Raw genomic sequence first — 24,293 nt, 5'->3', positions numbered from 1 at the left:
TAAGTCGATCATGATTTTCGCAGAAGTGTGAACAAACACACTCGACTAACTCTTTTATTTCCAAGGAGTAATTATTTATGAACCAGCTAGACGGCATCAAACAATTCACCACCGTAGTCGCGGACAGCGGCGATATCGAGTCTATCCGCAGCTATCAGCCGGAAGATGCGACCACCAACCCCTCGCTGTTGCTCAAAGCGGCAGGGCTTGAACATTTCAGTCATCTGATTGATGACGCCATCGCCTATGGCAAACAGCGTGGGAAAACCCAGGAGCAGCAGGTCGCCGAAGCCAGCGACAAGCTGGCGGTCAATATCGGTGCGGAAATTCTGAAAAGCATACCGGGACGCGTGTCGACCGAAGTGGACGCCCGCCTTTCCTTCGACCAGGAAAAAAGCATCAACAAAGCCCGCCGCCTGGTAGAGCTTTATCAGGAGCAGGGAATTGATAAATCGCGCATTCTGATCAAGCTCGCTTCAACCTGGGAAGGCATTCGCGCCGCCGAGGTGCTGGAAAAAGAGGGGATCCACTGCAACCTGACGTTACTGTTCTCCTTTGCTCAGGCACGTGCCTGCGCCGAGGCGGGCGTGTTCCTTGTCTCACCGTTCGTCGGGCGTATCTACGACTGGTATCAGGCAAAACAGCCGATGGACCCGTACGTGGTGGAAGAAGACCCCGGCGTGAAGTCGGTCCGCAATATCTATGACTATTACAAACAGCACCGCTACGAGACCATCGTGATGGGGGCCAGCTTCCGCCGCACCGAGCAGATCCTCGCCCTGGCAGGCTGTGACCGCCTGACCATCTCTCCTGACCTGCTGAAAAAGCTGCAGCAGAGCGACGAGACGGTGATCCGTAAACTGGTGCCGACCTCAACCGTGCTGCCAAAACCGAAAGCGATGACGGAGGCGGAGTTCCGCTGGGAGCACAACCAGGACGCAATGGCCGTCGATAAACTGGCGGAAGGCATTCGCCTGTTCGCCGTCGACCAGCGCAAACTTGAAGATCTTCTTGCCGCCAAACTTTAACCTTGCCATGGAGTGAACTATGTCCCGTAAAGAGCTCGCTAATGCCATTCGCGCCCTCAGCATGGATGCCGTGCAGAAAGCCAATTCCGGCCACCCTGGCGCCCCGATGGGCATGGCAGATATTGCCGAAGTGCTGTGGAACGACTTCCTGAAGCACAACCCGACCGATCCCACCTGGTACGATCGTGACCGTTTTATTCTCTCAAACGGCCATGCCTCCATGCTGCTCTATAGCCTGCTGCACCTCTCCGGCTACGATCTGCCGCTTGAGGAGATCAAAAACTTCCGCCAGCTGCATTCGAAAACGCCGGGCCACCCGGAGATTGGCTACACGCCGGGCGTAGAGACCACCACCGGGCCGCTCGGTCAGGGTCTGGCGAACGCCGTCGGTCTGGCGATTGCCGAGCGCACGCTGGGCGCGCAGTTTAACCAGCCGGGCCATGACATCGTTGACCACTACACCTATGTATTTATGGGCGACGGCTGTCTGATGGAGGGGATCTCGCACGAGGTCTGCTCGCTGGCGGGCACGCTGGGGCTGGGCAAGCTGATTGGCTTCTACGATCACAACGGTATCTCGATTGACGGGGAAACCGAAGGCTGGTTTACCGACGACACGGCCAAACGCTTCGAGGCCTACCACTGGCACGTGGTGCATGAAATCGACGGTCACGATCCTGAGGCGGTGAAAAAAGCGATTCAGGAAGCGCAGAGCGTGAAGGACAAACCGTCCCTGATTATCTGCCGGACCACCATCGGCTTCGGCTCACCGAACAAAGCGGGCAAGGAAGAGTCGCACGGCGCGGCGCTGGGCGAAGAAGAGGTGGCGCTGACCCGTCAGAAACTGGGCTGGAAATACCCGGCGTTCGAGATCCCAAAAGAGATCTACAAAGCCTGGGACGCGCGTGAAGCGGGTGAACACGCGCAGCACGCCTGGAACGAGAAGTTCGCCGCCTACAAAAAGGCGCATCCGGCGCTGGCCGCCGAGTTTTCCCGCCGCATGAGCGGGGGTCTGCCGGAGGACTGGGAAGCGAAAACCCAGGCGCTGATTGAAGAGTTGCAGTCCAATCCGGCAAAAATTGCCACCCGTAAGGCATCGCAAAACACCCTCAATGCCATCGGCCCGATCCTCCCGGAACTGCTCGGCGGCTCGGCGGACCTGGCACCAAGTAACCTGACCATCTGGTCTGGCTCTAAATCCCTGAAGGAGGACGTGGCCGGGAACTACATTCACTACGGCGTGCGTGAATTCGGGATGACGGCCATTGCCAACGGTATCGCCCATCACGGCGGCTTTGTGCCTTATACCGCCACCTTCCTGATGTTTGTTGAATATGCCCGCAACGCGGCGCGTATGGCGGCGCTGATGAAGGCGCGGCAGATCATGGTCTATACCCACGACTCCATCGGTCTGGGGGAAGACGGACCGACGCACCAGGCAGTTGAACAGCTGGCGAGCCTGCGCCTGACGCCAAACTTCAGCACCTGGCGTCCGTGCGATCAGGTAGAGGCCGCGGTCGGCTGGAAGCTGGCGGTTGAACGCCACAGCGGGCCGACGGCGCTGATCCTGTCGCGTCAGAATCTGGCGCAGATTGAGCGTACGCCGGAGCAGGTGAAAAATATCGCCCGCGGCGGCTACATTCTGAAAGACAGCGGCGGCAAGCCGGACGTGATTTTGATTGCTACCGGTTCTGAGATTGAAATCACCGTTAAGGCAGCGGAGAAGTTGACCGCCGAAGGTCACGCGGTGCGCGTGGTCTCCCTGCCCTCTACCGATATTTTTGACGCACAGGATGAGGCTTACCGTGAATCGGTCCTGCCTTCAAACGTTGCGGCACGCGTGGCGGTGGAAGCGGGGATCGCCGACTACTGGTACAAGTATGTCGGGCTGAAAGGCGCGATTGTCGGGATGCGCGGCTACGGCGAATCGGCCCCGGCCGACAAGCTGTTCCCGTATTTCGGCTTTACCGTCGAGAACGTGGTGGAGAAGGCGCTAAGCGTGCTGTAGTGCGGTTTTCGTTGCCGGGTGGCGGCTACGCCTTACCCGGCCTACGATGTGGTGGCTTTGCAGGCCGGGTAAGCGACAGCGCCATATGGCCAAAAAACTACCGCGTGATCCACAGCGTGGGCCAGGCATCTGGCCCATTCCAGCCATCGCAGCTTGGCTCTTCCGCATAGCGCACCAGGCGAAAGCGCTGGCCGTCAAAACGCCAGCGCGTCTGGATGCCGCAATCCCCGATACCGCGTCCTAATGCGAGGGTCGTTAACTCCCGGTTTTTCTCATCGAAGCTGGCATTCATCAGCTCCATCTCACTGCTCTGGCTTGACGGCGTAAACGGCAATCGCAGCCTGACGGAACGGGCCGCGAACGGCTTTTTGCGTGATACCAGCCATGCCAGATCGACGGTGTTGTACGCCCCCGCCTCACAGCTGACGATCAGCAGCGCTTTGTCATCCGTTAACGCCGTGACGCGGACCTCGCGACGGCTGGGATCCAGCGAGCACTGGCTGTTATTCATCCGCCAGGTGCCATAGTCCAGCAGATCGTTTAGCTCTGCGTGAGTAAGCGGCGTGGGCGTCGGATTGACTGTCGCCACCTTTTTGAGGGCTGGCGCAGGAGGAACGCTCAGCGGCGGATCGTCCCCTTTTTTAATCCAGGCGGTTTCGCTGCCGACACGCTTTTGTTGAGCGTCGATAAACAGCAGCGCGGCTTTAAGGCCGTCCAGAGAGGCAATCTGCCTGCCGCCGCGCAGCGTCAACGTATGCCCTTCCTGAATATGCTTTAAAAAGGCAGAGATGGTCGCCGCATCGTCGGTTTTCAGGTGCCAGGGCGTAAGCTGCCAGCGCTGCGGGTCAAGCTTCACTGGCGCGTTGTCGAGCAGTAATCGCGGCGCGATGTCTGGCTCTTTCACCGAAGGCGAAGAAAACCCGCCGAGATCGATGCGCAGCGTGGCATCGGTTTTGGCCCCGGCGCTGCGGCTCAGCGTCATGACCAGTCCATGATGCTCGCCGGTATTGCGCGCCACGCAAAAATTCTGGTTATTGCAGGTGACCTGCCAGTCGGAGAAGGACTGCTGAGCAGGCGCAGCCCACACCAGCGGCGCGGACAATACGCAAAGAAGGAACAGAAAGAAAAGGCGCATGAATGGCACAACCCCGGAAACGAAAACGCAAAACTGGGCGGTATCTTCGTGGCACAACCGGGCTTGCTCAATCAGATTTATCGGATAGATTTATCCGAAAGCCTCACTCCTGACGTTCGAAAGAGGGGGTCATGAGGCCGGATGTTTGTAAATATTGTAACAATATCACCGCCTTACCGTCCCTGATCTCACCGTTTTTCACCATGTTAAGGGCTTCTGTAAAGGGGATCTCCAGCACGTCGATATCTTCATCTTCCACGCCGCCGCCCGGGTTGACCCGCTGCGCGTCGTGGTATTCGGCGATAAAGAAATGAACGATCTCCGTCACGCCGCCCGGCGACATAAACAGCTCAAAGACCTTTTTAACCTCGCCCACCTCGAAGCCTGTCTCTTCAATCGCCTCTTTGCGAATACAGACTTCCGGCTCATCGTCGTCCAGCAGGCCTGCACAGGTTTCAATCAGCCGCCCGTCCGGGTTGCCGTTCACCCACGTCGCGACGCGAAACTGGCGGATCAGCACCACGCTCTGTTTTTCGCGGTTATAGAGCAGAATAGTTGCGCCGTTGCCACGATCGTAGACCTCGCGTTTATGGCGGATCACCTCGCCGTTTTTACGCGTTAAATCGTAGGTGATGTTACGCAGGACAAAGTAATTTTCAGAGAGGATTTTGTCTTTGATAACGTCTATTTTCAGGGTCATACAGGCTCCACGGCTAAATGAGTGTGGGTATACTACGCCGCGAAATCCGCTTTGTCGCCCGTCGACGCGCGTGTGTTTTAAGCGTTTTACGCTGCGCCGTTGCAAAATCACCGCGTCGGCGAGCAGACGCAGCCGCTAATTTCGTGTAAACAATACCCCTACTCTTTATATAAAAAATCGCTTTACCCACAGCGGGGCTTGCGGACAGGGTTCACATCCCCGGAAGCCGGGCTATGTCCAGTGACCCTGTGGCAGATTAATTTTTTCAGGAAGCCGTTTTGTGACCGTTAAACGCCCCGTCTCCCGAAGCCTGGCTCGGGCTTTCTTTTCGATTATTATGCTGTCCGTGCTCACCAGCGCCATTGCGCTGCTGACGCTTGCCAGCAGCCAGCGCGACGCCGAGGCGATCAATATCGCCGGGTCGCTACGCATGCAGAGCTACCGGTTGGGCTACGAGATGCAGCGCACCAGCCCTTCGCTGGCGGAACACCGGGCGGTGTGGCAACAGACCCTCAGCGCGCCCGCGCTGCAAAAAATCAGCCGCTGGTACGTGCCGGACGACGTGAAGCAGCGTTATCATCAGTTACATCTCGCCTGGCAGGAGATGGACAAACGCATCGCCAGCGGGGACACCGCGTGGTACCAGAGCCACATCGAAGATTTTGTGGGCCGTATTGATGCCTTTGTGCTGGCGCTTCAGCACTACACCGAGCATAAAATTCAGCTGGTTATCCTGATGTCGCTGGCAGGCGGCCTCGGCATTTTGCTGCTGGCGATGACGACCCTGCGGCGGATCCGGCGTCAGGTCGTTCTGCCGCTCAAAAACCTGGTGGCGGCAAGCGAGCGCATCGAGCAACGCGCGTTTGATACCCCGGCTCCCGACACCCATCTGCCCAACGAACTGGGCCAGCTCTCCCGCGCCTTCAACCATATGTCAGGCGAACTGCACACGCTGTATCGCTCGCTTGAACACTCCGTCGCCGAAAAAACCCGGCACCTGAACGAAGCGCATCAGCAGCTGGAAATGCTCTTCACCTGCTCTCAGGCGCTCAACACCGGGCAGATAGACAGCCACTGCTTCAGGCATATTTTGCAGATTGTGCATGACTACACGCAGATGAATTATCTGGAGCTTCGCACCAGCGACGACTGGCGGCTGGCGGAGGGCACCGAGTCTGACACCGTCCAGATGCAGAGCCTGCCGGTGCTGATGCAGGATACGCTGTATGGTGAACTCCGCTGGCAGAGCGACACCGCGAACGTGTCCCTGCCCCTGATGAAAAGCGTCGCAACGATGCTGGGGCGTGGGCTTTACTTCAATCAGGGGCAAAAGCACTTTCAGCAGTTGCTGCTGATGGAAGAGCGCGCGACCATCGCCCGCGAACTGCATGACTCGCTGGCGCAGGTGCTCTCTTACCTGCGGATCCAGCTTACGCTACTCAAACATGCTGTGCCGGAGGAGAACGCGCCCGCGCAGACCATCATTGCCGACTTTTCCCGCGAGCTCAACAACGCCTGGCAGCAGCTGCGTGAGCTGCTCACCACCTTCCGCCTGACGCTGAACCATGCCAACCTCCCCGCCGCGCTGCAGGAGTCGCTCGACGGCCTACAAAGCCAGACCCAGGCGAAGCTAACGCTCGACTGCCGCCTCTCTTCGCTGGCGCTGGATGCCCAGAAGCAGGTTCACCTGCTGCAAATTGTGCGCGAGGCGGTGCTGAATGCCATCAAGCACGCCGAGGCGAGCGAGATCACCGTAAGCTGCATTACCGCTGCGGATGGCACCCACACGGTGACGATCCGCGACAACGGCATCGGTATTGGGGAGGCCAGTGAACCACCGGGGCACTACGGCCTGAATATCATGCGCGAACGCGCAGGGCGGCTTGGGGGCACGCTAAGCTTCTCTCAGCCGCCAAATGGCGGCACGCAGGTCAGCGTAAGGTTCAGTACGCCTGCGGGTAAATAACGGTAAAGTCACGCGTTATGCCAACGCGTCGTCCTGAAGATGCAGGATACTTTCCGTCGCGCCCGCGTGGGGGCGCGCCGTAAACGCGCATGATAATTTACATTATCTCCTTTATTTCTCCACGTTTGGCTCTGCTCTTGCCGCTACAGTGATGCGGGCAATTTACAATAATGACGTGCAGCAAAACGAGGTCACTTTTTCATGGCGAATTTTTTCATCGATCGCCCCATTTTTGCCTGGGTACTTGCCATCCTGTTGTGTCTGACAGGTGTCCTGGCGATTACGTCGCTTCCCGTTGAGCAATATCCCGAACTGGCGCCGCCTAACGTGCGCATCACGGCTAACTATCCCGGTGCCTCGGCGCAGACGCTTGAGAATACCGTGACGCAGGTAATCGAGCAGAATATGACTGGCCTCGACAACCTGATGTATATGTCTTCCCAGAGTAGCGCCACCGGTCAGGCAACCGTGACGCTCAGCTTTACGGCGGGTACTGACCCGGACGAAGCGGTGCAGCAGGTGCAAAACCAGCTCCAGTCGGCCCTGCGCAAGCTGCCTCAGGCCGTGCAAAACCAGGGCGTGACCGTGCGTAAAACCGGTGACACCAACATTTTGACCATAGCCTTTGTCTCCACCGACGGCTCGATGGATAAGCAGGATATTGCCGACTACGTTGCCAGTAACATTCAGGATCCGCTGAGCCGGATTAACGGCGTGGGGGATATCGACGCCTACGGTTCGCAGTACTCTATGCGCATCTGGCTTGACCCGAATAAGTTAACCAGCGTCCAGATGACCGCTAAAGATGTCACCGACGCCATCGAATCCCAGAATGCGCAAATCGCGGTGGGACAGCTCGGCGGCACGCCGTCGGTGGATAATCAGGCGCTGAATGCCACCATTAATTCGCAGTCGTTGCTGCAAACGCCGGAGCAGTTCCGCAATATCACCCTGCGGGTCAATCAGGACGGTTCTGAAGTGCGCCTGGGCGATGTCGCCACGGTTGAAATGGGGGCGGAGAAGTATGATTACCTGAGCCGCTTTAATGGTAAGCCGGCGTCAGGTCTGGGGGTAAAACTGGCTTCAGGCGCTAACGAGATGGCAACCGCTGAACTCGTACTCAACCGCCTGGACGAACTGTCGCACTTCTTCCCGCACGGCCTGGAGTACAAAGTCGCCTACGAGACCACCTCATTTGTGAAGGCGTCCATTGAGGACGTGGTGAAAACCCTCCTCGAAGCCATCGCGCTGGTGTTCCTGGTGATGTACCTGTTCTTACAGAACTTCCGCGCCACGCTTATCCCCACCATTGCCGTGCCGGTGGTCCTGCTCGGCACCTTCGCGGTGCTCTACGCCTTCGGATACAGTATCAACACGCTGACCATGTTCGCCATGGTGCTGGCCATCGGCCTGCTGGTGGATGATGCCATCGTGGTGGTGGAGAACGTTGAGCGCATCATGAGCGAAGAAGGACTTTCGCCGCGCCAGGCAACGCGCAAATCGATGGGGCAGATTCAGGGCGCGCTGGTGGGTATCGCGATGGTGCTGTCGGCGGTGTTTATCCCGATGGCCTTCTTTGGCGGCACCACCGGCGCGATTTACCGCCAGTTCTCTATCACCATCGTCTCTGCCATGGTGCTGTCGGTGCTGGTGGCGATGATCCTCACCCCTGCCCTCTGCTGTACCCTTCTTAAGCCGCTGCATAAAGGTGAACAACACGGCCAGAAAGGCTTTTTCGGCTGGTTTAACCGCATGTTTAACCGCAACGCAGCGCGCTATGAAGCGGGCGTGGGGAAGGTCCTCCACCGCAGCGTGCGCTGGATGGTGGTGTATGTCCTGCTGCTGGGCGGCATGGTTTTCCTGTTCCTGCGTTTGCCCACCTCCTTCCTGCCGCTGGAAGACAGAGGGATGTTTATCACCTCGGTCCAGCTCCCGAGCGGCTCAACCCAGCAGCAGACGCTGAAAGTGGTGCAGAAGGTGGAGAATTACTTCCACACCCAGGAGAAGGATAACGTGGTTTCCGTCTTCTCCACCGTGGGTTCCGGCCCAGGCGGTAACGGGCAGAACGTGGCGCGTATGTTCATACGTCTGAAAGACTGGGAACAGCGCGACAGTAAGACCGGCTCCTCCTTCGCCATTATCGAACGGGCAACGAAGGCGTTTAGCCACATCAAAGAGGCGCGCGTCTTCGCCAGCAGCCCTCCCGCCATCAGCGGAATGGGTAGCTCGGCAGGGTTTGATATGGAGCTGCAGGATCACGCCGGCGCGGGGCACGACGCGCTCATGGCTGCCCGCGATAAGCTTCTGGATCTGGCTGGCAAAGATCCGCAGCTCACGCGCGTTCGTCACAATGGCCTGGATGACAGCCCGCAGCTGCAGGTGGATATCGATCAGCGCAAAGCGCAGGCGCTTGGCGTCTCTATCGACGATATCAACGATACGCTGCAAACCGCCTGGGGCTCGAGCTATGTGAACGACTTTATGGATCGCGGCCGTGTGAAAAAGGTCTACGTCCAGTCGGCCGCCAAATACCGCATGCTGCCGGATGATATCAACCGCTGGTACGTGCGAAATAACGCGGGCGGTATGGTGCCGTTCTCGGCGTTTGCTACCTCCCGCTGGGAAACCGGTTCGCCTCGTCTTGAGCGTTACAACGGCTACTCGGCCCTGGAAATTGTCGGTGAAGCGGCGCCGGGGGTGAGTACCGGTACGGCGATGGACGTTATGGAAAAACTGGTGCAGCAGTTGCCGGCCGGTTTTGGCCTTGAGTGGACGGCCATGTCTTACCAGGAGCGCCTCTCCGGTGCGCAGGCACCTGCCCTGTACGCGCTGTCGCTGCTGGTGGTGTTCCTCTGTCTTGCCGCCCTGTATGAAAGCTGGTCGGTGCCGTTCTCGGTCATGCTGGTGGTGCCGCTAGGGGTGATTGGCGCTCTGCTCGCCACCTGGATGCGCGGCCTGGAGAATGACGTTTACTTCCAGGTCGGGCTGCTCACCGTGATTGGCCTGTCGGCGAAAAACGCCATTCTGATCGTCGAGTTTGCCAACGAGATGAACGCTAAGGGGCACGACCTGATGGCCGCCACGCTCCACGCCTGCCGCCAGCGCCTGCGACCGATCCTGATGACCTCTCTGGCGTTTGTCTTTGGCGTGCTGCCAATGGCGACCAGTTCAGGGGCTGGCTCCAGCAGCCAGCACGCGGTAGGGACTGGCGTCATGGGCGGTATGATTTCGGCGACGATCCTGGCTATCTATTTCGTCCCGCTGTTCTTTGTGCTGGTCCGTCGCCGTTTCCCGCTGAAGGAACGCCCTGAATAAGCGGGCAACGCGTGACGGGTATAAAAAAGGCGGCTTGGTTAGCCGCCTTTTTACTGTGTGATAGATTCACACTATGGTTATTTTACTTATTTAAGTGCTCTTGCAATTCTTACTGAATATCATTTACGAAGCATGTCTTCGATAAAGTCTTTCCAGTTCCCCAGTTCACGTTCAATCATAACAACCTCTCTTATTATTATGCGTATTCTACGAAAAACCATCATCATTGTGAAGATAATTTAGCCAATCACTGCGATTGCACCCCGCGCATACCCGGTGTTCAGGGTAACTATGCGCCGGGGCGAGTAAATTTTATGTGACGTGCAGCAATATTTCGAAATAACTCAGCGAACCGGTGAATTTTTATTAATGTAGTCACGCAGTTCACTATTTTGAGTGAATGGACAACTATGCTTAAATGATGAAATAATATTCAGCATACAGATGTACGTTGAATTATGAAGAATAACGAATTAAGCGATTTACTAAGCGTGCTATATTTCACTTAAGGATATATCTTCGAAATAATTGAACATTTCATCATCATTAGAGCAAAAGGATTCAACATGGTTGTGATGTACGGCATTAAAAACTGCGACACCATCAAAAAAGCCCGCCGCTGGCTGGAGGCCAGGAACATTGAGTACCGCTTCCATGACTACCGCGCCGATGGCCTTGATGCAGAATTTCTGCATACCGCCATCAACGAGCTGGGGTGGGAAGCGCTGCTGAACACCCGCGGTACCACCTGGCGAAAACTCGATGAATCACTGCGAGCCAGCATCACCGACGCCGACAGCGCGGCCAGGCTGATGCTTGAAATGCCAGCAATTATCAAACGCCCATTGCTCTGCAAGCCAGGTCAGCCTATGCTGCTGGGTTTCAGTGAAACCTTATATTCAGACTTTTTTGTTGAGGTGTAGTCTATGTCATGCCCGGTCATTGAGCTGACTCAGCAGCTTATTCGCCGTCCTTCCCTAAGCCCGGACGATGCAGGTTGTCAGGCATTAATGATTGAACGCCTGCGGGCCATCGGGTTTACCGTTGAAACGATGGACTTCGGCGACACGCAGAACTTCTGGGCATGGCGCGGCGAAGGCGAAACGCTGGCGTTTGCCGGGCATACCGATGTGGTTCCTGCGGGCGACGCAGACCGCTGGATCAACCCGCCGTTCGAGCCGACTATCCGCGACGGCATGCTGTTTGGCCGCGGTGCGGCGGACATGAAAGGTTCGCTGGCGGCCATGGTCGTGGCGGCCGAGCGCTTCGTGGCGCAGCATCCAGACCATAAAAACCGTCTCGCGTTTCTGATCACCTCCGATGAAGAAGCCAGCGCGCACAATGGCACGGTTAAAGTGGTTGAGGCGCTGATGGCGCGCAACGAACGCCTGGACTACTGCCTGGTGGGCGAACCGTCCAGTACCGAGGTCGTCGGCGATGTGGTAAAAAACGGGCGTCGCGGGTCGCTGACCTGTAACCTGACGATCCACGGCGTGCAGGGGCACGTGGCCTATCCGCATCTCGCCGATAACCCGGTTCACCGTGCGGCCCCGATGCTCAATGAGCTGGTGGGTATTGAGTGGGACAAAGGCAACGAATACTTCCCGCCGACCAGTATGCAGATTGCAAATATCAAGGCCGGGACGGGCAGTAACAACGTCATCCCGGGCGATTGTTTCGTTCAGTTCAACTTCCGCTTCAGCACTGAACTGACCGACGAAATGATCAAAGCGCGCGTGATGGCGCTGCTGGAGAAGTATGAATTGCGCTATACCGTGGACTGGTGGCTGTCCGGCCAGCCGTTCCTGACGCAGCGTGGTAAACTGGTGGATGCGGTGGTGAATGCCATCGCGCACTATAATGAAATTAAGCCACAGCTGCTGACAACGGGCGGCACCTCCGACGGACGCTTTATTGCCCGCATGGGGGCACAGGTAGTCGAACTGGGTCCAGTTAACGCGACCATTCATAAAATCAATGAGTGCGTCAACGCGGCAGATTTACAACTGCTGGCCCGTATGTATCAACGTATTATGGAGCAGCTCGTCGCCTGACGGTTGCTCTGAGAAGGAATAGCGAATGGATTGGCTTTCAAAGTACTGGTGGATCCTGGTACTGGTGTTTTTAGTGGGCGTGCTGCTTAACGTGATTAAAGATCTGAAGCGCGTTGATCACAAAAAATTCCTCGCCAACAAACCGGATCTCCCGCCGCATCGTGACTTTAACGACAAGTGGGACGATGAAGACGACTGGCCGAAGAAAGACCAGAAGAAGTAATTGTGATTCCCCTCACCCTGTAAGGGAGAGGGGAAATAATTACATAAACTCGACAATATCATCATCATTCGGCTTAGCGCCGCTGAGCGCTTCGTCGAAGTAGTGCTTCGGCACGGTGTAACGCAAATGGTCGAGCGCAAACTGCATGCTACGATCGTCAATCGCATGCCCCAGATCCTCGACGATATCCAGCGTGACATCCCCGCCTTCACGAATGAGCGCCTCCTGGGCAGCCACCGCGTGAGCCAGATCGATTACCCTGTCTTCACCACCGTGGATCAGGTGAATAGTAGTGTGCGTAGTGGCCCGCTGCGGCAACGTCGCAAAGCGTCCGTTAAAAGCAATGACGCGCGAAACCAGACCCGGCTGCGCCTTCACGCTCTCAAGCGACATAATCGACCCCTGTGAGAAGCCTATCAGCGCGGTTGCGTTAGCCCCCACGCCGCTCTGCTGCTGCCAGTAGCGCACGATTTCGATAAAAGCAGGCATGACGGCATCAATGCGTGCCTGACGGTTTTCTTCGGTCACGCCCTGCACGGAGAACCACTGCCGGCCATCCGGGCCGCATGGCTCCACGCCACCAATGCTGACAATCAGCGCGTCCGGGAATATCGGTGCGAACCAGCTGCCAATCTGCCCCATGTTGACGGCATTATCGCCAACGCCATGAAACAGCAGCAGTAACTGTTTAGCCGGTTTGTCCGGGCTTTGAACAACAAAATGGTCATGTTTCATGGCGAGCTCCTTAAATGATAAGCAGGATTTTACGCCTCTCGGGGGTAATGACCATGCCACTTTACTGAAGAAGTCATTGAAAAAATTGCCATTGCAAAACGCGCTCTCTCAGTTGCTGACAGCGCGCCCGATCGAGCGATTCCAGCGCCAGGGCGGCGTCACTACGCAGGCGCGCCAGCAATGCTTTACGCCCGGAAAGAGAGAGTTCGGCGCTGAGTGCGGCCTCCTCTTTTCGTGCCTCAATTTTTCCGCGCAGCGCCGCCAGCGGCGCATCCACCGCGAGCAGCAGACGCGTTAAGGCCGCCACCGAGGTCGAAAACGGGCGATGAGCAAAGGCAAACCCTGCCAGCTCCAGCCAGTCATCACTGTTAAGGGTAGACTCCCAGCGATCGGGCACGGGGATCTTTTCTTCATTCCACGCCGAAAGAACGCGCGCATCGCGGCACAGTCGTTGGTGTTCCTGCTCGCACAGCCGGTGCCCTGGCTCAGTTAGCGGTCGCATCGCCATCGCCGTGTAGCAGCCGCTGCTGGCCTCCCGGTAGCTACCCATGCGCACCAGCATAAAGCCGCACTGCCGCCAGAAGCGCCACAGCTCGTCGGTATAGCCAAAACTGACGGAGAGGTAATCCTGCCCCCCGGCAGTGCGGATCAGCGCCTGGCCGATCCCCTCCCGCTGACGATGGGGATGCACGGCTATGCGGGTCACGCGTCGCCCGCTAAGCGTTGCGGCTAGCGGCGACCCGCCGTGCGCCGCCAGAGACTGGGCCACAAGATTTCCGCGTGGACGGCGATATCCCGCCCACACCGCGCGGCTCAATTCAGGGGATAACCCGCCCTCCTCCACCAGCCAGAGCGCCCCGACAATAGCGCCGCCCGCTTGCGCGACGGCAAAATGCTGACCAGGGGCATCCATCATTCGGCGTAAATCGAGCGGCGACGTACGGTAGTGTGCGGCACACAGCAGCTCGTAAACGCCCGCCACGCGCGCCGGATGACGCTCCCAGTCCTGCGGTTCAAGCGAGCCTAAGGTCACGTCGCCTGCGGGACGCTGGTCGATAAGCGCATCGTCAAACAGCAGGGCGCTATCAACAACCCGCTCAAGCGGACACCCGGCCGCCCAGCGGATCGGGCTGGAAAGCGTGTAACGCTGCAACGCGCTAAACCGTGCGCAGAATTTCAGCAAAAAGCCCCTGCCGGTGCCTTCATAGCCCTGCACCGTCGTGGTTAGCACAACCCGTGGGAAACGGTTAACCAGCTGTTCAAGCAGCGGGCCGGGGATGGCAGCCGCCTCGTCAACGATCAGCCAGTCCGCCTGCACGTCGCTTGCCAGGATGGCGTCCGGAGCCATGAAGTGAAAGCGCTCTCCGGCGAAGCGCGCGATCACGTCGGTCGCGCCTTTTGCCGGCGCGGTGACGATAGCGCAGCCCGCCACACGCGTAAGCAACATCCCCGCGAGTGCCGATTTCCCGCGCCCGCGCGGGGCGGTGATGGCCACAACGCCAGGCTCCATCGCCAGCAGCGCCGCCAGAATAGCGGCCTGCTCGCGCTGCGGCTCGCCGCGGGCGGGCTGCCAGTCAGGCATGTCAGGGAAGGATGGAAGGGATAACGCCTTTTCTTGCTGCCAGATAATCGCGTCGGGATCGGCGGCGATTATCCGGCAAAAATGGTGAACGAAGTGCGGCGTGGCGATCGGGTCGGGTCGGTCGCTCCAGCGTACGGAATCCGCGTCCGGCGTATCAGCCCACCGGGACAGGGGCGGAACCAGCAGCACCAGCAGGCTTCCGGCACGCAGCGTTCCGGCAAGCGCGGCAAAAGCGGAGACGTCAAACCCAACGCGGGCATCAAAGACGGCATGCAGAAACTCGCGCCCCAGCAGCCCGCTCATGGCCTTTGAGGGATGTTCATCAAGCCACGGCCAGTCGCCGGGGAGGGTATCGCGCAGGGCGACTGCCTGCGCAAGCGCCCACTGCGGCTCCCCGCTGAGCACCACCAGCCGACGATGGCCTGTGCGCCCGAGCAGGGTTATCAGATTTTCAAACGCCAGCATTACATGGCTTTACCGAAGGTATCACACTGCGCCGGGTCGCCACTGTCGAAACCCCGTTTGAACCAGGTGTAGCGCTGTTCAGAGGTCCCGTGCGTAAAGCTGTCCGGCACCACGCGGCCCTGGCTCTGCTGCTGCAGACGATCGTCGCCAATGGCTTCAGCCGCGTTCAGCGCCTCTTCCAGGTCCCCCGCTTCGAGCACGCCCTGCTTCTGCATGCTGTTACCCCACACGCCGGCAAAGCAGTCCGCCTGCAGCTCCATGCGCACCGACAGGTGATTTACTTCCGTCTGAGAGGCATTCTGCTGCATCTGGCGCACTTTAGGTTCGATACCGAGCAGCTTCTGGACATGGTGTCCGACTTCATGCGCAATTACGTAGCCCTGGGCAAAATCGCCGTCAGCGCCGAGCTTGCGTTTCATGTCGTCGTAAAAAGAGAGATCGATATAGACGGTACTGTCAGCCGGACAGTAGAACGGGCCCATCACCGACTGCCCGGTACCGCAGCCGGTACGCGTCGCACCGCGGTACATCACCAGTTTCGGCGGCTGATAGGTTTTCCCCATCTTCTCGAACTGCTGACTCCAGGTGTCTTCGGTCGTGGCGAGGATCACGGAGGTAAATTTCGCCGCTTCATCTTCATTCGGGCTGATGGAGCGCGACGATTGTTGCTGCTGCTGAAGAGGTTCTCCGGTCAGCATCCCGGTTAAATCGACACCGTAATAGCCCGCAACCAGCACCACGATCAGCAGAATAATCCCACCCTTTCCACTGGGTAACCGGAAGCCAGGACCGCCCATAGACGGGCCGCCGCCGCCGCTACTGCTGCGCCTGTCTTCTACATTGTCACTTTCACGACGCCCTTGCCAGCGCATAAACACCTCGAAAATATCCTATTATTCATAGCTATGATCGTAGGCGGTTAATGGCAAGATTACCATAGGAAACAAAGGTAAGACGCCAAAGGATGCAAACATCCTTTGGCAACAGAGAGGATCAGTCGAGCTTAACGCCTAAACGGTGAGCAACCGCTTCGTAGGCTTCAATCAGACCGCCCAGGCTCTGACGGAAACGGTCTTTATCCATTTTATCCAGCGTCTCTTTGTCCCACAGGCGGCTGCCGTCCGGGGAGAACTCATCGCCCAGCACCACTTCGCCTTTGAACAGACCGAACTCCAGCTTGAAATCAACAAGGATCAGGCCCGCGTCGTCGAACAGTTTTTTCAGCACGTCGTTGGCTTTGTAGGTCAACTCCTGCATGCGCGCCAGGTTCTCTTTACTGACCCAGCCAAAGGTTTCGCAGTAAGATTCGTTAACCATCGGATCGTGCATGGCGTCGTTTTTCAGGAACAGATCGAACAGCGGCGGATTCAGCTCGATACCTTCTTCAATGCCAAGACGCTTCACCAGTGAGCCAGCGGCGCGGTTACGCACCACGCATTCCACCGGGACCATATCGAGTTTCTTCACCAGACATTCCGTATCGGACAACAACGCTTCCATCTGGGTCGGAATACCCGCTTCGGCCAGTTTGGTCATAATGAAGTGGTTGAACTTGTTGTTCACCATGCCTTTACGATCGAACTGCTCAATGCGCGCGCCATCCCCTGCTGACGTATCATTGCGGAACTCGAGCACCAACAGATCGGGGTTTTCCGTGCTGTATACGGTCTTCGCTTTGCCACGATACAACTCAGCTTGCTTCTGCATCTTCATTACTCCTGGTGTGATAAGTTGAGTTCAAAACTGGAAATATTATGCCACGCACACGTTTGCGTAGCACGAAAATAAAAAGGGCTGGATTAACCAGCCCTCATTTTTATTTGCTGAATGCAGCCTGGAAGACCGCGACCAGCGCATCGTTCTGCGACTGGGTCAGCGTGTGGCCTTTCGGATCGATAAACTGCAGGCTACTGCGGTTATCGAGGTCACCGACCTGAATTTTATAATCGCCGGAGGCCAACTGTGGATCGCGTGCGCCCAGTTCCTGCCATGCGCTATCGGACAGCGGTTTATAGGTTGCCGTCATGCTACCCGTTGAACGCGTGCTGTCAGAAACCTTCATGCCCATTTTTTCCAGCGTCGCTGGCAGGCGCTGCCAGGTCTGGTTAAATGGCGCACGAACGACCAGCATTGGCAGACCGGTCTCATCAGCGGCGCTCTGCACGTCGAAGGTGGTCCCGTTACTGCTCCGCGCTGCGTTAGCCGCATCCGTCGCGTTTTTATCCAGACCGGCGGCAATCACGTTCAGCATTTCGGTGCTGTAGCGCTGCATGGAAGCCGGATCGGCCACCGCTTTACCCGCCTGCTCCAGGTTCAGCAGCTTAACGGTGACCGCCTGCTGATAACCCTGAGGCTTAACGGAGACTTGATAACGACCACGGTACTGCTGATCTTCATCCAGACGGTTCCAGTTAATCCAGTCGGTGGTTAACGTCTGGCTGGCGTCGTCACGTTTGTCGATGGTGTAATTCTTCGCCTGAATGACGCTCACCACCTGCGGCCACAGGGTGCTGTTGCGGCCGCTTTCAACCAACAGCGATGCGGTATCACCGGTAAACTGGGTACGCGCGCCGCTCACCAGCGCCAGAGGCTGTGCCGGTGGACGAATATCAAGCGCTTTACCCACCTGACCGCTACCGTTGGTCACGGGAATATTGTAATCACCGTTTTGAATCGGCAGGATCATGCCAGCAGGTGCGTGAAGTTCAGCAAGCGGTGTCGCATCCAGATAGGATTCATCACCGCTCACCTGGCGCTTGTAGCGCGAGTCTGAACTACAGGCAGCGAGCAGCATCACAAGCGAAACACTCGCAACCTTCGCCAGGCGCGACTTCTGTACTGAATAAGCCATCAAATCTCCCTAAACTTTACAGCAAACCAGCATGCTTGAGCGCGCCAGCGACGATATCGCGACCGTGGTCGGTAATCGGTGTCATTGGCAGACGCAGCGTGTCGGTTGCTACAAGTCCCAACTCCTTACAGGCCCATTTCACTGGGATCGGATTGGGTTCGACAAATAATTTATTGTGCAACGGCATCAGACGCTGATTAATCACGCGAGCGTCATCAAAATGACCGGCCGCCGCCAGCTTGCACATTTCCGCCATATCGCGCGCCGCAACGTTTGCCGTTACGGAAATCACGCCATGGCCTCCGAGCTGCATAAAGTCCAGCGCGCTCGCGTCATCACCACTCAACAGGATAAAGTCGTCTGAAACCAGCTCTTTGATCTGATGAACGCGGCTTAAGTTCCCCGTTGCCTCTTTAATCCCGATAATATTTTTTACTTTCGAGAGGCGACCAACGGTTTCCGGCAGCATATCGCAACCGGTGCGGGACGGCACATTATACAGAATTTGTGGCAAGTCAGTATGTTCAGCGATGGCTTTGAAATGCTGGAACAAACCTTCCTGGGTAGGACGGTTGTAGTAAGGGGTAACCGTCAGACAGCCGACAATGCCGCTGTCGTTGAAACGTTGAGTCAGGCTGATAGCTTCTGCGGTGGCATTCGCACCCGTTCCCGCGATGACGGGAATGCGTCCGTCAGCCAGCTCAAGGGTCAGCATCACCACATCGCCGTGCTCTTCGTGGCTCAACGTGGCAGATTCACCGGTAGTCCCTACCGAAACGATCGCCGAGGTTCCGTTGGCGACATGGTAATCAATCAGCTTCTTCATGCTTGACCGGCAGACATTACCTTTTTCATCCATCGGTGTAACAAGCGCGACAATACTTCCCGTGAACATGGGCCATCCTCTGTGCGAACAAGAGCCTCAATGTTACGTTTGGAACTGTAATAAAAGCAAGCGACCTGAGGCTCTCAGGCGGTTGTATGCATGTTTTTTTTATGCTTTCCTTAGGAAGACTTAACCAAGCAAAGGAAGAACAGGTTTGACAACCTCATCACAACATTACCTGGTTATCACTGCGCTGGGTGCTGACAGGCCGGGTATTGTGAACACCATCACCCGCCACGTAAGCAGCTGCGGCTGTAATATCGAAGACAGCCGCCTGGCTATGCTTGGCGAAGAGTTCACGTTTATTATGCTGCTGTCCGGGACATGGAACGCCATTACGCTTATTGAATCTACCCTGCCCCTGAAAGGCGCGGAGCTGGATCTGCTGATCGTCATGAAGCGTACCACCGCGCGCCCACGCCCGGCGCTGCCTTCCACCGTCTGGGTACAGGTTGAAGTTCCTGATTCTCCGCATTTGATTGAGCGTTTCACCGCGCTGTTTGACAGCCATCAGATGAATATTGCCGAGCTGGTTTCCCGTATACAGCCGGGAGACAATAGCGAGACCCCCACACTGTTTATTCAAATCACGGCGCACAGTCCTGCCTCGCAGGATGCCTCAAATATTGAGCAAGCCTTCAAAGCCCTCTGTACAGAATTACGCGCGCAGGGCAGTATAAGCGTCGTTAATTATTCTCAGCATGAACAAGACGGAGTCGAGTAATGAACCCACTGAAAGCCGGTGATATCGCACCGAAATTTAGCTTGCCGGATCAAGACGGCGAGCAAGTAAATTTAACCGACTTCCAGGGACAGCGTGTTCTGGTCTATTTCTACCCGAAAGCCATGACTCCGGGCTGTACCGTACAGGCCTGTGGTTTGCGCGACAACATGGATGACCTGAAAAAAGCCGGTGTAGAAGTGCTGGGTATCAGCACCGATAAGCCCGAAAAGCTGTCACGGTTTGCGGAAAAAGAGCTGCTGAACTTTACGCTGCTTTCCGACGAGGACCACCAGGTCTGCGAACAGTTTGGCATCTGGGGCGAGAAGACTTTTATGGGCAAAACCTACGACGGTATTCACCGCATCAGCTTCCTGATTGACGCTGACGGGAAAGTTGAGCATGTGTTCGATGATTTCAAAACCAGCAACCACCATGACGTGGTGTTGAACTGGCTAAAAGAAAACGCGTGATACTTTTGTGCCGGGTGGCGCTGCGCTTACCCGGCCTACATTCGCGTGCAGGTCGGGTAAGGTGAAGCCGCCACCCGGCAAAATCTACTTCTCTTCCACCGCCGGTACATCCGGCCATGCGTGAACCACTGCTTTAATCAGCGTCGCCAGCGGAATCGCAAAGAACACGCCCCAGAATCCCCACAGCCCACCGAAGATCACCACCGAAAGAATGATGACCAGCGGGTGCAGATTCACCGCTTCAGAGAACAGCACCGGCACCAGCAGGTTGCCGTCCAGCCCCTGAATAATCAGATACACCGCGAAACAGCTCCAGAACTCGGTCCCCAGACCAAACTGGAACAGCGCCACGCCCACCACCGGGATTGTCACGACAAAGGCACCGATATAGGGAATGAGCACCGAGAAGCCCACCAGCACCGCCAGCAGCAATGAATAATTGAGGCCGAAAATCACGAAGCCAATCCAGGTCGCGACGCCGACCACAATCATCTCCAGCACTTTGCCGCGAATATAGTTGGTGATCTGCTGGTTCATCTCCTCCCAGACCTGCCCGGCCAGACCGCGGTTGCGCGGCAGCACCCGGCGCACGGCGTTCAGCATCTGCTCTTTATCTTTCACCAGGAAGAAGACCATCAGCGGCACCAGCACCAGATAGACCGCCAGCGTCAGCAGCCCCACCAGCGAAGCCAGAGAGTATTTTACCACCGAATCGCCCATCGTCATGATGCGGGCGCGCATGTTTTCTGCCATCGCGTCGATAATCCCGGCGTCCATCAGCGCGGGATAGCGGCGCGGCAGCGTAGCGGCAAAATCAGAGAGCTTATTGAGCATGCCGGGCATATCGCGGATAAGATAGATCCCCTGCTGCCAGGCAACCGGCATCACCACAAACGCCATTAACAGCAGAATGCCAACGAACAGCACCAGCACGATGCTGGTCGCCCAGCGGCGGGAACAACCGATATTTTCCAGACGGGCCGTCGGCCACTCCAGCAGATACGCCAGAACTATCGCCACCAGCAAAGGCGCCAGCAGGCCGCTAAAGAAGAACAGGATGCCGAATCCCGCAACCAGAATAACCAGCAAAGCGATGGCCTCCGGGTCACTGAACCGACGCCGGTACCACTGCATTAACATTTCGAGCATACAACCCTTCCCTGAATCGGATGGCGGGACTGAGACGGTGAATTGTATCTAACTGTCACAAAAAAGACTTTCCTTTTTGTATCACTGTAATCATTCGCAAAAGCCTGAGGAATGGGATTTTCTTCATGCCTTAACACGGCTACACTCGCATGGCAGTGGAGATGAACGATATACCGCTTCATCGGTCAAATTAGCACATCCAACATACAGGACAGTGGTTATGTTCAGGCAGTTGAGAAAAACACTGGTTGCGACACTTATCGCCGCGTTGACGGTGGGTCAGGCAGCGCCTGCTTTCGCTGACTCGGCCGATACCTTGCCGGATATGGGTACCACCGCAGGAAGCACGCTCTCCATCGGTCAGGAGATGCAAATGGGTGATTACTATGTCCGCCAGCTGCGCGGCAGCGCGCCGTTGATCAACGATCCGCTGCTGGTGCAATACATTAACGGCCTGGGGATGCGCCTCGTCGCGCACGCCAACTCGGTGAAGACCCCCTTCCACTTCTATTTGATCAATAACGACGAAATCAACGCCTTTGCCTTCTTCGGGGGCAACGTGGTGCTGCATTCGGCGTTATTCCGCTACTCCGATAACGAAAGCCAGCTGGCTTCGGTCATGGCGCACGAAATTTCGCACGTCACCCAGCGCCACCTGGCCCGCGCGATGGAAGACCAGAAGCGCAACGCCCCGCTCACCTGGGTGGGCGCGCTCGGCTCCATCCTGCTGGCGATGGCCAGCCCGCAGGCGGGGATGGCCGCCCTGACCGGCACCCTGGCGGGCACGCGTCAGGGCATGATCAGCTTTACCCAGCAAAACGAACAGGAAGCGGACCGCATCGGTATTCAGGTGCTGCAGCGCGCGGGCTTTGACCCGCAGGCGATGCCGAGCTTCCTGGAGAAACTGCTCGACCAGGCGCGCTACTCGTCGCGTCCACCCGAAATTCTGCTGACGCACCCGCTGCCGGAAAGCCGCCTGTCGGATGCGCGCAACCGCGCCAACCAGATGCGCCCGGTGGTTGTGCAGTCTTCGCAGGATTTCTACATGGCGAAGGTCAGAACCCTGGGGATGTACAACTCCGGGCGTAACCAGCTCACCAGCGACCTGCTGGATGCCCTGGCAAAAGGCAACGTGCGCGAGAAAAATGCGGCCCGGTACGGTCAGGCGCTGCAGGCGATGGAAGCCAGCAAGTACGATGAGGCGCGTAAAGCCCTCCAGCCACTGCTGGCCGCCGACCCCAACAACCCGTGGTACCTCGACCTTGCGACCGATATCGATCTGGGGCAGAAAAAAGCGACCGATGCCATTAACCGTCTGAAAGGGGCGAAAGAGGTGGGGACCAACCCGGTACTGCAGCTTAATCTGGCGAACGCTTACTTACAGGGTGGGCAGGCCCGCGAGGCGGCGGCGATCCTGAACCGCTACACCTTTAATAACAAAGACGATCAAAACGGCTGGGATCTGCTGGCGCAAGCGGAAGCGCAGCTCGGCAACCGCGATCAGGAGCTGGCGGCGCGCGCCGAAGGCTTTGCGCTGGTGGGCCGTCTCGATCAGGCCATTTCAATGCTCAGCAGCGCCAGTTCGCAGGTTAAGCTCGGCAGCCTGCAGCAGGCGCGCTACGATGCGCGTATCGATCAGCTGCGCGGATTGCAGCAGCGCTTCAAGCCGTACGAAAAGATGTAACAAAGGAGAATGCACGTTATGACAGACGCGGTAAAAATCTACCACAATCCCCGCTGCTCCAAGAGCCGCGATACCCTCAGCCTGCTGAAGTCTAACGGCGTTGACCCGGAGATCGTATTGTATCTGGATACGCCGCCGGACGCGCAGACGATCCGCCAGCTGCTGCGTATGCTGGATATGGGCAGCGCGCGCGAACTGATGCGTCAGAAAGACGATCTGTATAAATCACTCGGTCTGGATAACACCCGTCTCTCTGAAGATGAGCTTGTCCAGGCGATGATGGACAATCCGAAGCTGATCGAACGCCCCATCGTCGTGGCAAACGGCAAGGCGCGTATCGGACGCCCGCCGGAACAGGTGCTTGAGATCCTCTAATCCTTACGCCGCAGCGCTTCAAGAAACGCCTGCGGCGTGCAGTCCCCCAGCCTTTTCTGCGCTTTCCCCTGGTTGTAAAACGCGCACAGCTGAATGAGTAACTCTCCGGCTGGCTCGACGCTCACGCGCGGAATAATCTCACGTAACGGCACCGTAACCTGAACGGCACTGCGTGTTTGCGCATGCGCTTTTACGGTGACCTCCTGTCCGGGCAGCGACACGTCAAAACCAAAAGTCTCAACACATTGGATATCGGCCGGGCATGCCGCCAGCAGCGCCTGCGTCCAGTGAGCGAGCAGTTGGGGCGACAGTCCCGCATAGAGCCGGGCATGACACCAGCCGCTCACCGGTTCGCGCGCCCACAGCAGATGCTGCTCACCGCCATCGTCCATATGCAGCGACAGCGGCTGATGATAAAGCATAAGCTTATCCGGCATGATGCCTGCCTTCAGGGCCTTTTTGCCCTGCAGCGCCGCGCCCTTTTGTCTGGCAGACCCGAGATAGCGGTTTAACGTCGCCCGCGAAACCGCAATCCCCAGCCCCTCATTCACCAGCAGCAGTAGCTCATCGAGCGGTGCACTGGTGGCATCGCGCAGCACATTCACCAGCGCAACCTGTTCCTGTCTCAATGCTTTGTGTACCACTTTTGGCGTTGTATGGTTATCGGCAACCTGCTCGCGATTGCGCCAGCGCCTGACGGTGGTAACCGAAATTCCCAGCTCCTGCGCCAGCTCTCTGTCGCTTTTCGTCGACTGCTGGAGGTAGCGGCGAACCCGTGGTGTGGTCGTGGCATTGGCGTGCAGTTTAATTTCCATCGCAACATTCCATGAAACTAATCTTGTGAGATTTATTGTGCGTCAGCGAATGCTTTGTGACCGATTTCACCTTTCGCTCGCCGCGATTCACTGATAATCACCAGACATAACATAAACAACGCCACTCA

At 57.3% G+C, this 24,293-nt stretch carries 22 protein-coding genes; 11 read left to right on the top strand and 11 right to left on the bottom strand.

What is annotated here, in order from left to right; genetic code table 11:
• The first annotated feature begins 77 nt into the window (after positions 1–77).
• Entirely contained in the window at positions 78–1,028 is a 951-nt protein-coding gene (gene tal, locus I6L58_RS19350; RefSeq protein ID WP_006176617.1) for a transaldolase, read from the top strand.
• A 19-nt stretch (positions 1,029–1,047) separates the two neighbouring features.
• Positions 1,048–3,036 carry a transketolase gene (tkt, locus tag I6L58_RS19345; RefSeq protein ID WP_088207969.1) on the top strand — a complete coding sequence of 663 codons (1,989 nt, stop codon included), beginning with the start codon at positions 1,048–1,050 and terminating at the stop codon, positions 3,034–3,036.
• 97 nt (positions 3,037–3,133) lie between these two features.
• On the opposite strand, the gene I6L58_RS19340 is transcribed toward tkt, so the two are convergent.
• Together I6L58_RS19340 and nudK are read right to left on the bottom strand one after the other, a co-directional pair.
• On the bottom strand, positions 3,134–4,171 hold the full coding sequence (locus I6L58_RS19340; protein ID WP_088207968.1) for a DUF1176 domain-containing protein: 1,038 nt from the start codon (positions 4,169–4,171) through the stop codon (positions 3,134–3,136).
• A gap of 103 nt (positions 4,172–4,274) precedes the next feature.
• Positions 4,275–4,871: a GDP-mannose pyrophosphatase NudK gene (nudK, locus tag I6L58_RS19335; RefSeq protein ID WP_088207967.1), complete on the bottom strand. Its 597-nt coding sequence runs from the start codon at positions 4,869–4,871 to the stop codon at positions 4,275–4,277.
• Positions 4,872–5,151: 280 nt separating this feature from the next.
• On the opposite strand from nudK, the gene narQ reads away from it, so the two are divergent.
• Complete coding sequence (gene narQ, locus I6L58_RS19330) at positions 5,152–6,837, top strand: nitrate/nitrite two-component system sensor histidine kinase NarQ (RefSeq protein ID WP_088207966.1); 1,686 nt, start codon at positions 5,152–5,154, stop codon at positions 6,835–6,837.
• Between the two features lie 201 nt (positions 6,838–7,038).
• Positions 7,039–10,152, top strand: a complete 3,114-nt coding sequence (acrD, locus tag I6L58_RS19325; RefSeq protein ID WP_088207965.1) for a multidrug efflux RND transporter permease AcrD — start codon at positions 7,039–7,041, stop codon at positions 10,150–10,152.
• Positions 10,153–10,271: 119 nt separating this feature from the next.
• Here acrD and ypfM read toward each other — a convergent pair whose 3' ends face one another.
• Entirely contained in the window at positions 10,272–10,331 is a 60-nt protein-coding gene (gene ypfM / locus I6L58_RS19320) for a protein YpfM (protein WP_100780840.1), read from the bottom strand.
• Between the two features lie 387 nt (positions 10,332–10,718).
• Between ypfM and I6L58_RS19315 the strand changes: the two genes are divergently transcribed.
• From I6L58_RS19315 to I6L58_RS19305, 3 genes are read left to right on the top strand one after another with little or no spacing between them, the layout of a single operon-like run.
• The gene (locus I6L58_RS19315) at positions 10,719–11,075 is read left to right on the top strand and encodes an ArsC family reductase (protein ID WP_058610280.1); all 357 of its coding nucleotides are present in this window, start codon (positions 10,719–10,721) and stop codon (positions 11,073–11,075) included.
• A gap of 3 nt (positions 11,076–11,078) precedes the next feature.
• Positions 11,079–12,206 (top strand): succinyl-diaminopimelate desuccinylase, encoded by a 1,128-nt coding sequence (gene dapE / locus I6L58_RS19310; RefSeq protein ID WP_042320379.1) that lies wholly within the window; start codon positions 11,079–11,081, stop codon positions 12,204–12,206.
• Between the two features lie 25 nt (positions 12,207–12,231).
• Positions 12,232–12,429: a YpfN family protein gene (locus I6L58_RS19305; RefSeq protein WP_000383991.1), complete on the top strand. Its 198-nt coding sequence runs from the start codon at positions 12,232–12,234 to the stop codon at positions 12,427–12,429.
• A gap of 39 nt (positions 12,430–12,468) precedes the next feature.
• Here I6L58_RS19305 and ypfH read toward each other — a convergent pair whose 3' ends face one another.
• From ypfH to dapA, 6 genes are all read right to left on the bottom strand, one after another.
• The gene (gene ypfH, locus I6L58_RS19300) at positions 12,469–13,164 is read right to left on the bottom strand and encodes an esterase (protein ID WP_006176626.1); all 696 of its coding nucleotides are present in this window, start codon (positions 13,162–13,164) and stop codon (positions 12,469–12,471) included.
• A gap of 73 nt (positions 13,165–13,237) precedes the next feature.
• Positions 13,238–15,211 (bottom strand): tRNA(Met) cytidine acetyltransferase TmcA, encoded by a 1,974-nt coding sequence (locus tag I6L58_RS19295; RefSeq protein WP_088207964.1) that lies wholly within the window; start codon positions 15,209–15,211, stop codon positions 13,238–13,240.
• Positions 15,211–16,083, bottom strand: a complete 873-nt coding sequence (gene ypfJ, locus I6L58_RS19290; protein ID WP_088207963.1) for a KPN_02809 family neutral zinc metallopeptidase — start codon at positions 16,081–16,083, stop codon at positions 15,211–15,213. The genes I6L58_RS19295 and ypfJ overlap by 1 nt, the downstream gene beginning before the upstream one ends.
• 121 nt (positions 16,084–16,204) lie before the next feature.
• Positions 16,205–16,918 (bottom strand): phosphoribosylaminoimidazolesuccinocarboxamide synthase, encoded by a 714-nt coding sequence (gene purC / locus I6L58_RS19285; protein ID WP_042320387.1) that lies wholly within the window; start codon positions 16,916–16,918, stop codon positions 16,205–16,207.
• Between the two features lie 109 nt (positions 16,919–17,027).
• Positions 17,028–18,062 (bottom strand): outer membrane protein assembly factor BamC, encoded by a 1,035-nt coding sequence (gene bamC, locus I6L58_RS19280; RefSeq protein ID WP_006176630.1) that lies wholly within the window; start codon positions 18,060–18,062, stop codon positions 17,028–17,030.
• 16 nt (positions 18,063–18,078) lie between these two features.
• Entirely contained in the window at positions 18,079–18,957 is an 879-nt protein-coding gene (gene dapA / locus I6L58_RS19275; protein WP_058610283.1) for a 4-hydroxy-tetrahydrodipicolinate synthase, read from the bottom strand.
• A gap of 145 nt (positions 18,958–19,102) precedes the next feature.
• Between dapA and I6L58_RS19270 the strand changes: the two genes are divergently transcribed.
• Together I6L58_RS19270 and bcp are read left to right on the top strand one after the other, a co-directional pair.
• On the top strand, positions 19,103–19,672 hold the full coding sequence (locus tag I6L58_RS19270) for a glycine cleavage system transcriptional repressor (RefSeq protein ID WP_042320389.1): 570 nt from the start codon (positions 19,103–19,105) through the stop codon (positions 19,670–19,672).
• Positions 19,672–20,142 carry a thioredoxin-dependent thiol peroxidase gene (gene bcp, locus I6L58_RS19265; RefSeq protein WP_088207962.1) on the top strand — a complete coding sequence of 157 codons (471 nt, stop codon included), beginning with the start codon at positions 19,672–19,674 and terminating at the stop codon, positions 20,140–20,142. Before I6L58_RS19270 ends, bcp begins: the two co-directional genes overlap by 1 nt.
• An 84-nt stretch (positions 20,143–20,226) precedes the next feature.
• Here bcp and I6L58_RS19260 read toward each other — a convergent pair whose 3' ends face one another.
• A complete protein-coding gene (locus tag I6L58_RS19260) occupies positions 20,227–21,291 on the bottom strand; it encodes an AI-2E family transporter (RefSeq protein ID WP_006176634.1) in 1,065 nt (354 codons plus the stop codon).
• Between the two features lie 220 nt (positions 21,292–21,511).
• On the opposite strand from I6L58_RS19260, the gene bepA reads away from it, so the two are divergent.
• The gene (gene bepA / locus I6L58_RS19255; protein ID WP_006176635.1) at positions 21,512–22,975 is read left to right on the top strand and encodes a beta-barrel assembly-enhancing protease; all 1,464 of its coding nucleotides are present in this window, start codon (positions 21,512–21,514) and stop codon (positions 22,973–22,975) included.
• An 18-nt stretch (positions 22,976–22,993) separates the two neighbouring features.
• The gene (arsC, locus tag I6L58_RS19250; protein WP_058610285.1) at positions 22,994–23,350 is read left to right on the top strand and encodes an arsenate reductase (glutaredoxin); all 357 of its coding nucleotides are present in this window, start codon (positions 22,994–22,996) and stop codon (positions 23,348–23,350) included.
• Here the strand turns inward: arsC and I6L58_RS19245 are convergent.
• Complete coding sequence (locus I6L58_RS19245; RefSeq protein WP_058610286.1) at positions 23,347–24,165, bottom strand: helix-turn-helix domain-containing protein; 819 nt, start codon at positions 24,163–24,165, stop codon at positions 23,347–23,349. The genes arsC and I6L58_RS19245 overlap by 4 nt on opposite strands.
• Between the last annotated feature and the right edge of the window lie 128 nt (positions 24,166–24,293).

Origin of the sequence: Enterobacter cancerogenus (genome assembly GCF_019047785.1) — a bacterium.
Taxonomy (GTDB): domain Bacteria; phylum Pseudomonadota; class Gammaproteobacteria; order Enterobacterales; family Enterobacteriaceae; genus Enterobacter; species Enterobacter cancerogenus.
This window is presented reverse-complemented; position numbering and strand designations above follow the sequence as displayed.

Coding starts and splice junctions, on each gene's coding strand:
- tal (WP_006176617.1), top strand. CDS start 78: ATGAACCAGCTAGACGGCATCAAACAATTCACCACCGTAGTCGCGGAC.
- tkt (WP_088207969.1), top strand. CDS start 1,048: ATGTCCCGTAAAGAGCTCGCTAATGCCATTCGCGCCCTCAGCATGGAT.
- I6L58_RS19340 (WP_088207968.1), bottom strand. CDS start 4,171: ATGCGCCTTTTCTTTCTGTTCCTTCTTTGCGTATTGTCCGCGCCGCTG.
- nudK (WP_088207967.1), bottom strand. CDS start 4,871: ATGACCCTGAAAATAGACGTTATCAAAGACAAAATCCTCTCTGAAAAT.
- acrD (WP_088207965.1), top strand. CDS start 7,039: ATGGCGAATTTTTTCATCGATCGCCCCATTTTTGCCTGGGTACTTGCC.
- I6L58_RS19315 (WP_058610280.1), top strand. CDS start 10,719: ATGGTTGTGATGTACGGCATTAAAAACTGCGACACCATCAAAAAAGCC.
- dapE (WP_042320379.1), top strand. CDS start 11,079: ATGTCATGCCCGGTCATTGAGCTGACTCAGCAGCTTATTCGCCGTCCT.
- I6L58_RS19305 (WP_000383991.1), top strand. CDS start 12,232: ATGGATTGGCTTTCAAAGTACTGGTGGATCCTGGTACTGGTGTTTTTA.
- ypfH (WP_006176626.1), bottom strand. CDS start 13,164: ATGAAACATGACCATTTTGTTGTTCAAAGCCCGGACAAACCGGCTAAA.
- I6L58_RS19295 (WP_088207964.1), bottom strand. CDS start 15,211: ATGCTGGCGTTTGAAAATCTGATAACCCTGCTCGGGCGCACAGGCCAT.
- ypfJ (WP_088207963.1), bottom strand. CDS start 16,083: ATGCGCTGGCAAGGGCGTCGTGAAAGTGACAATGTAGAAGACAGGCGC.
- purC (WP_042320387.1), bottom strand. CDS start 16,918: ATGCAGAAGCAAGCTGAGTTGTATCGTGGCAAAGCGAAGACCGTATAC.
- bamC (WP_006176630.1), bottom strand. CDS start 18,062: ATGGCTTATTCAGTACAGAAGTCGCGCCTGGCGAAGGTTGCGAGTGTT.
- dapA (WP_058610283.1), bottom strand. CDS start 18,957: ATGTTCACGGGAAGTATTGTCGCGCTTGTTACACCGATGGATGAAAAA.
- bcp (WP_088207962.1), top strand. CDS start 19,672: ATGAACCCACTGAAAGCCGGTGATATCGCACCGAAATTTAGCTTGCCG.
- I6L58_RS19260 (WP_006176634.1), bottom strand. CDS start 21,291: ATGCTCGAAATGTTAATGCAGTGGTACCGGCGTCGGTTCAGTGACCCG.
- bepA (WP_006176635.1), top strand. CDS start 21,512: ATGTTCAGGCAGTTGAGAAAAACACTGGTTGCGACACTTATCGCCGCG.
- arsC (WP_058610285.1), top strand. CDS start 22,994: ATGACAGACGCGGTAAAAATCTACCACAATCCCCGCTGCTCCAAGAGC.
- I6L58_RS19245 (WP_058610286.1), bottom strand. CDS start 24,165: ATGGAAATTAAACTGCACGCCAATGCCACGACCACACCACGGGTTCGC.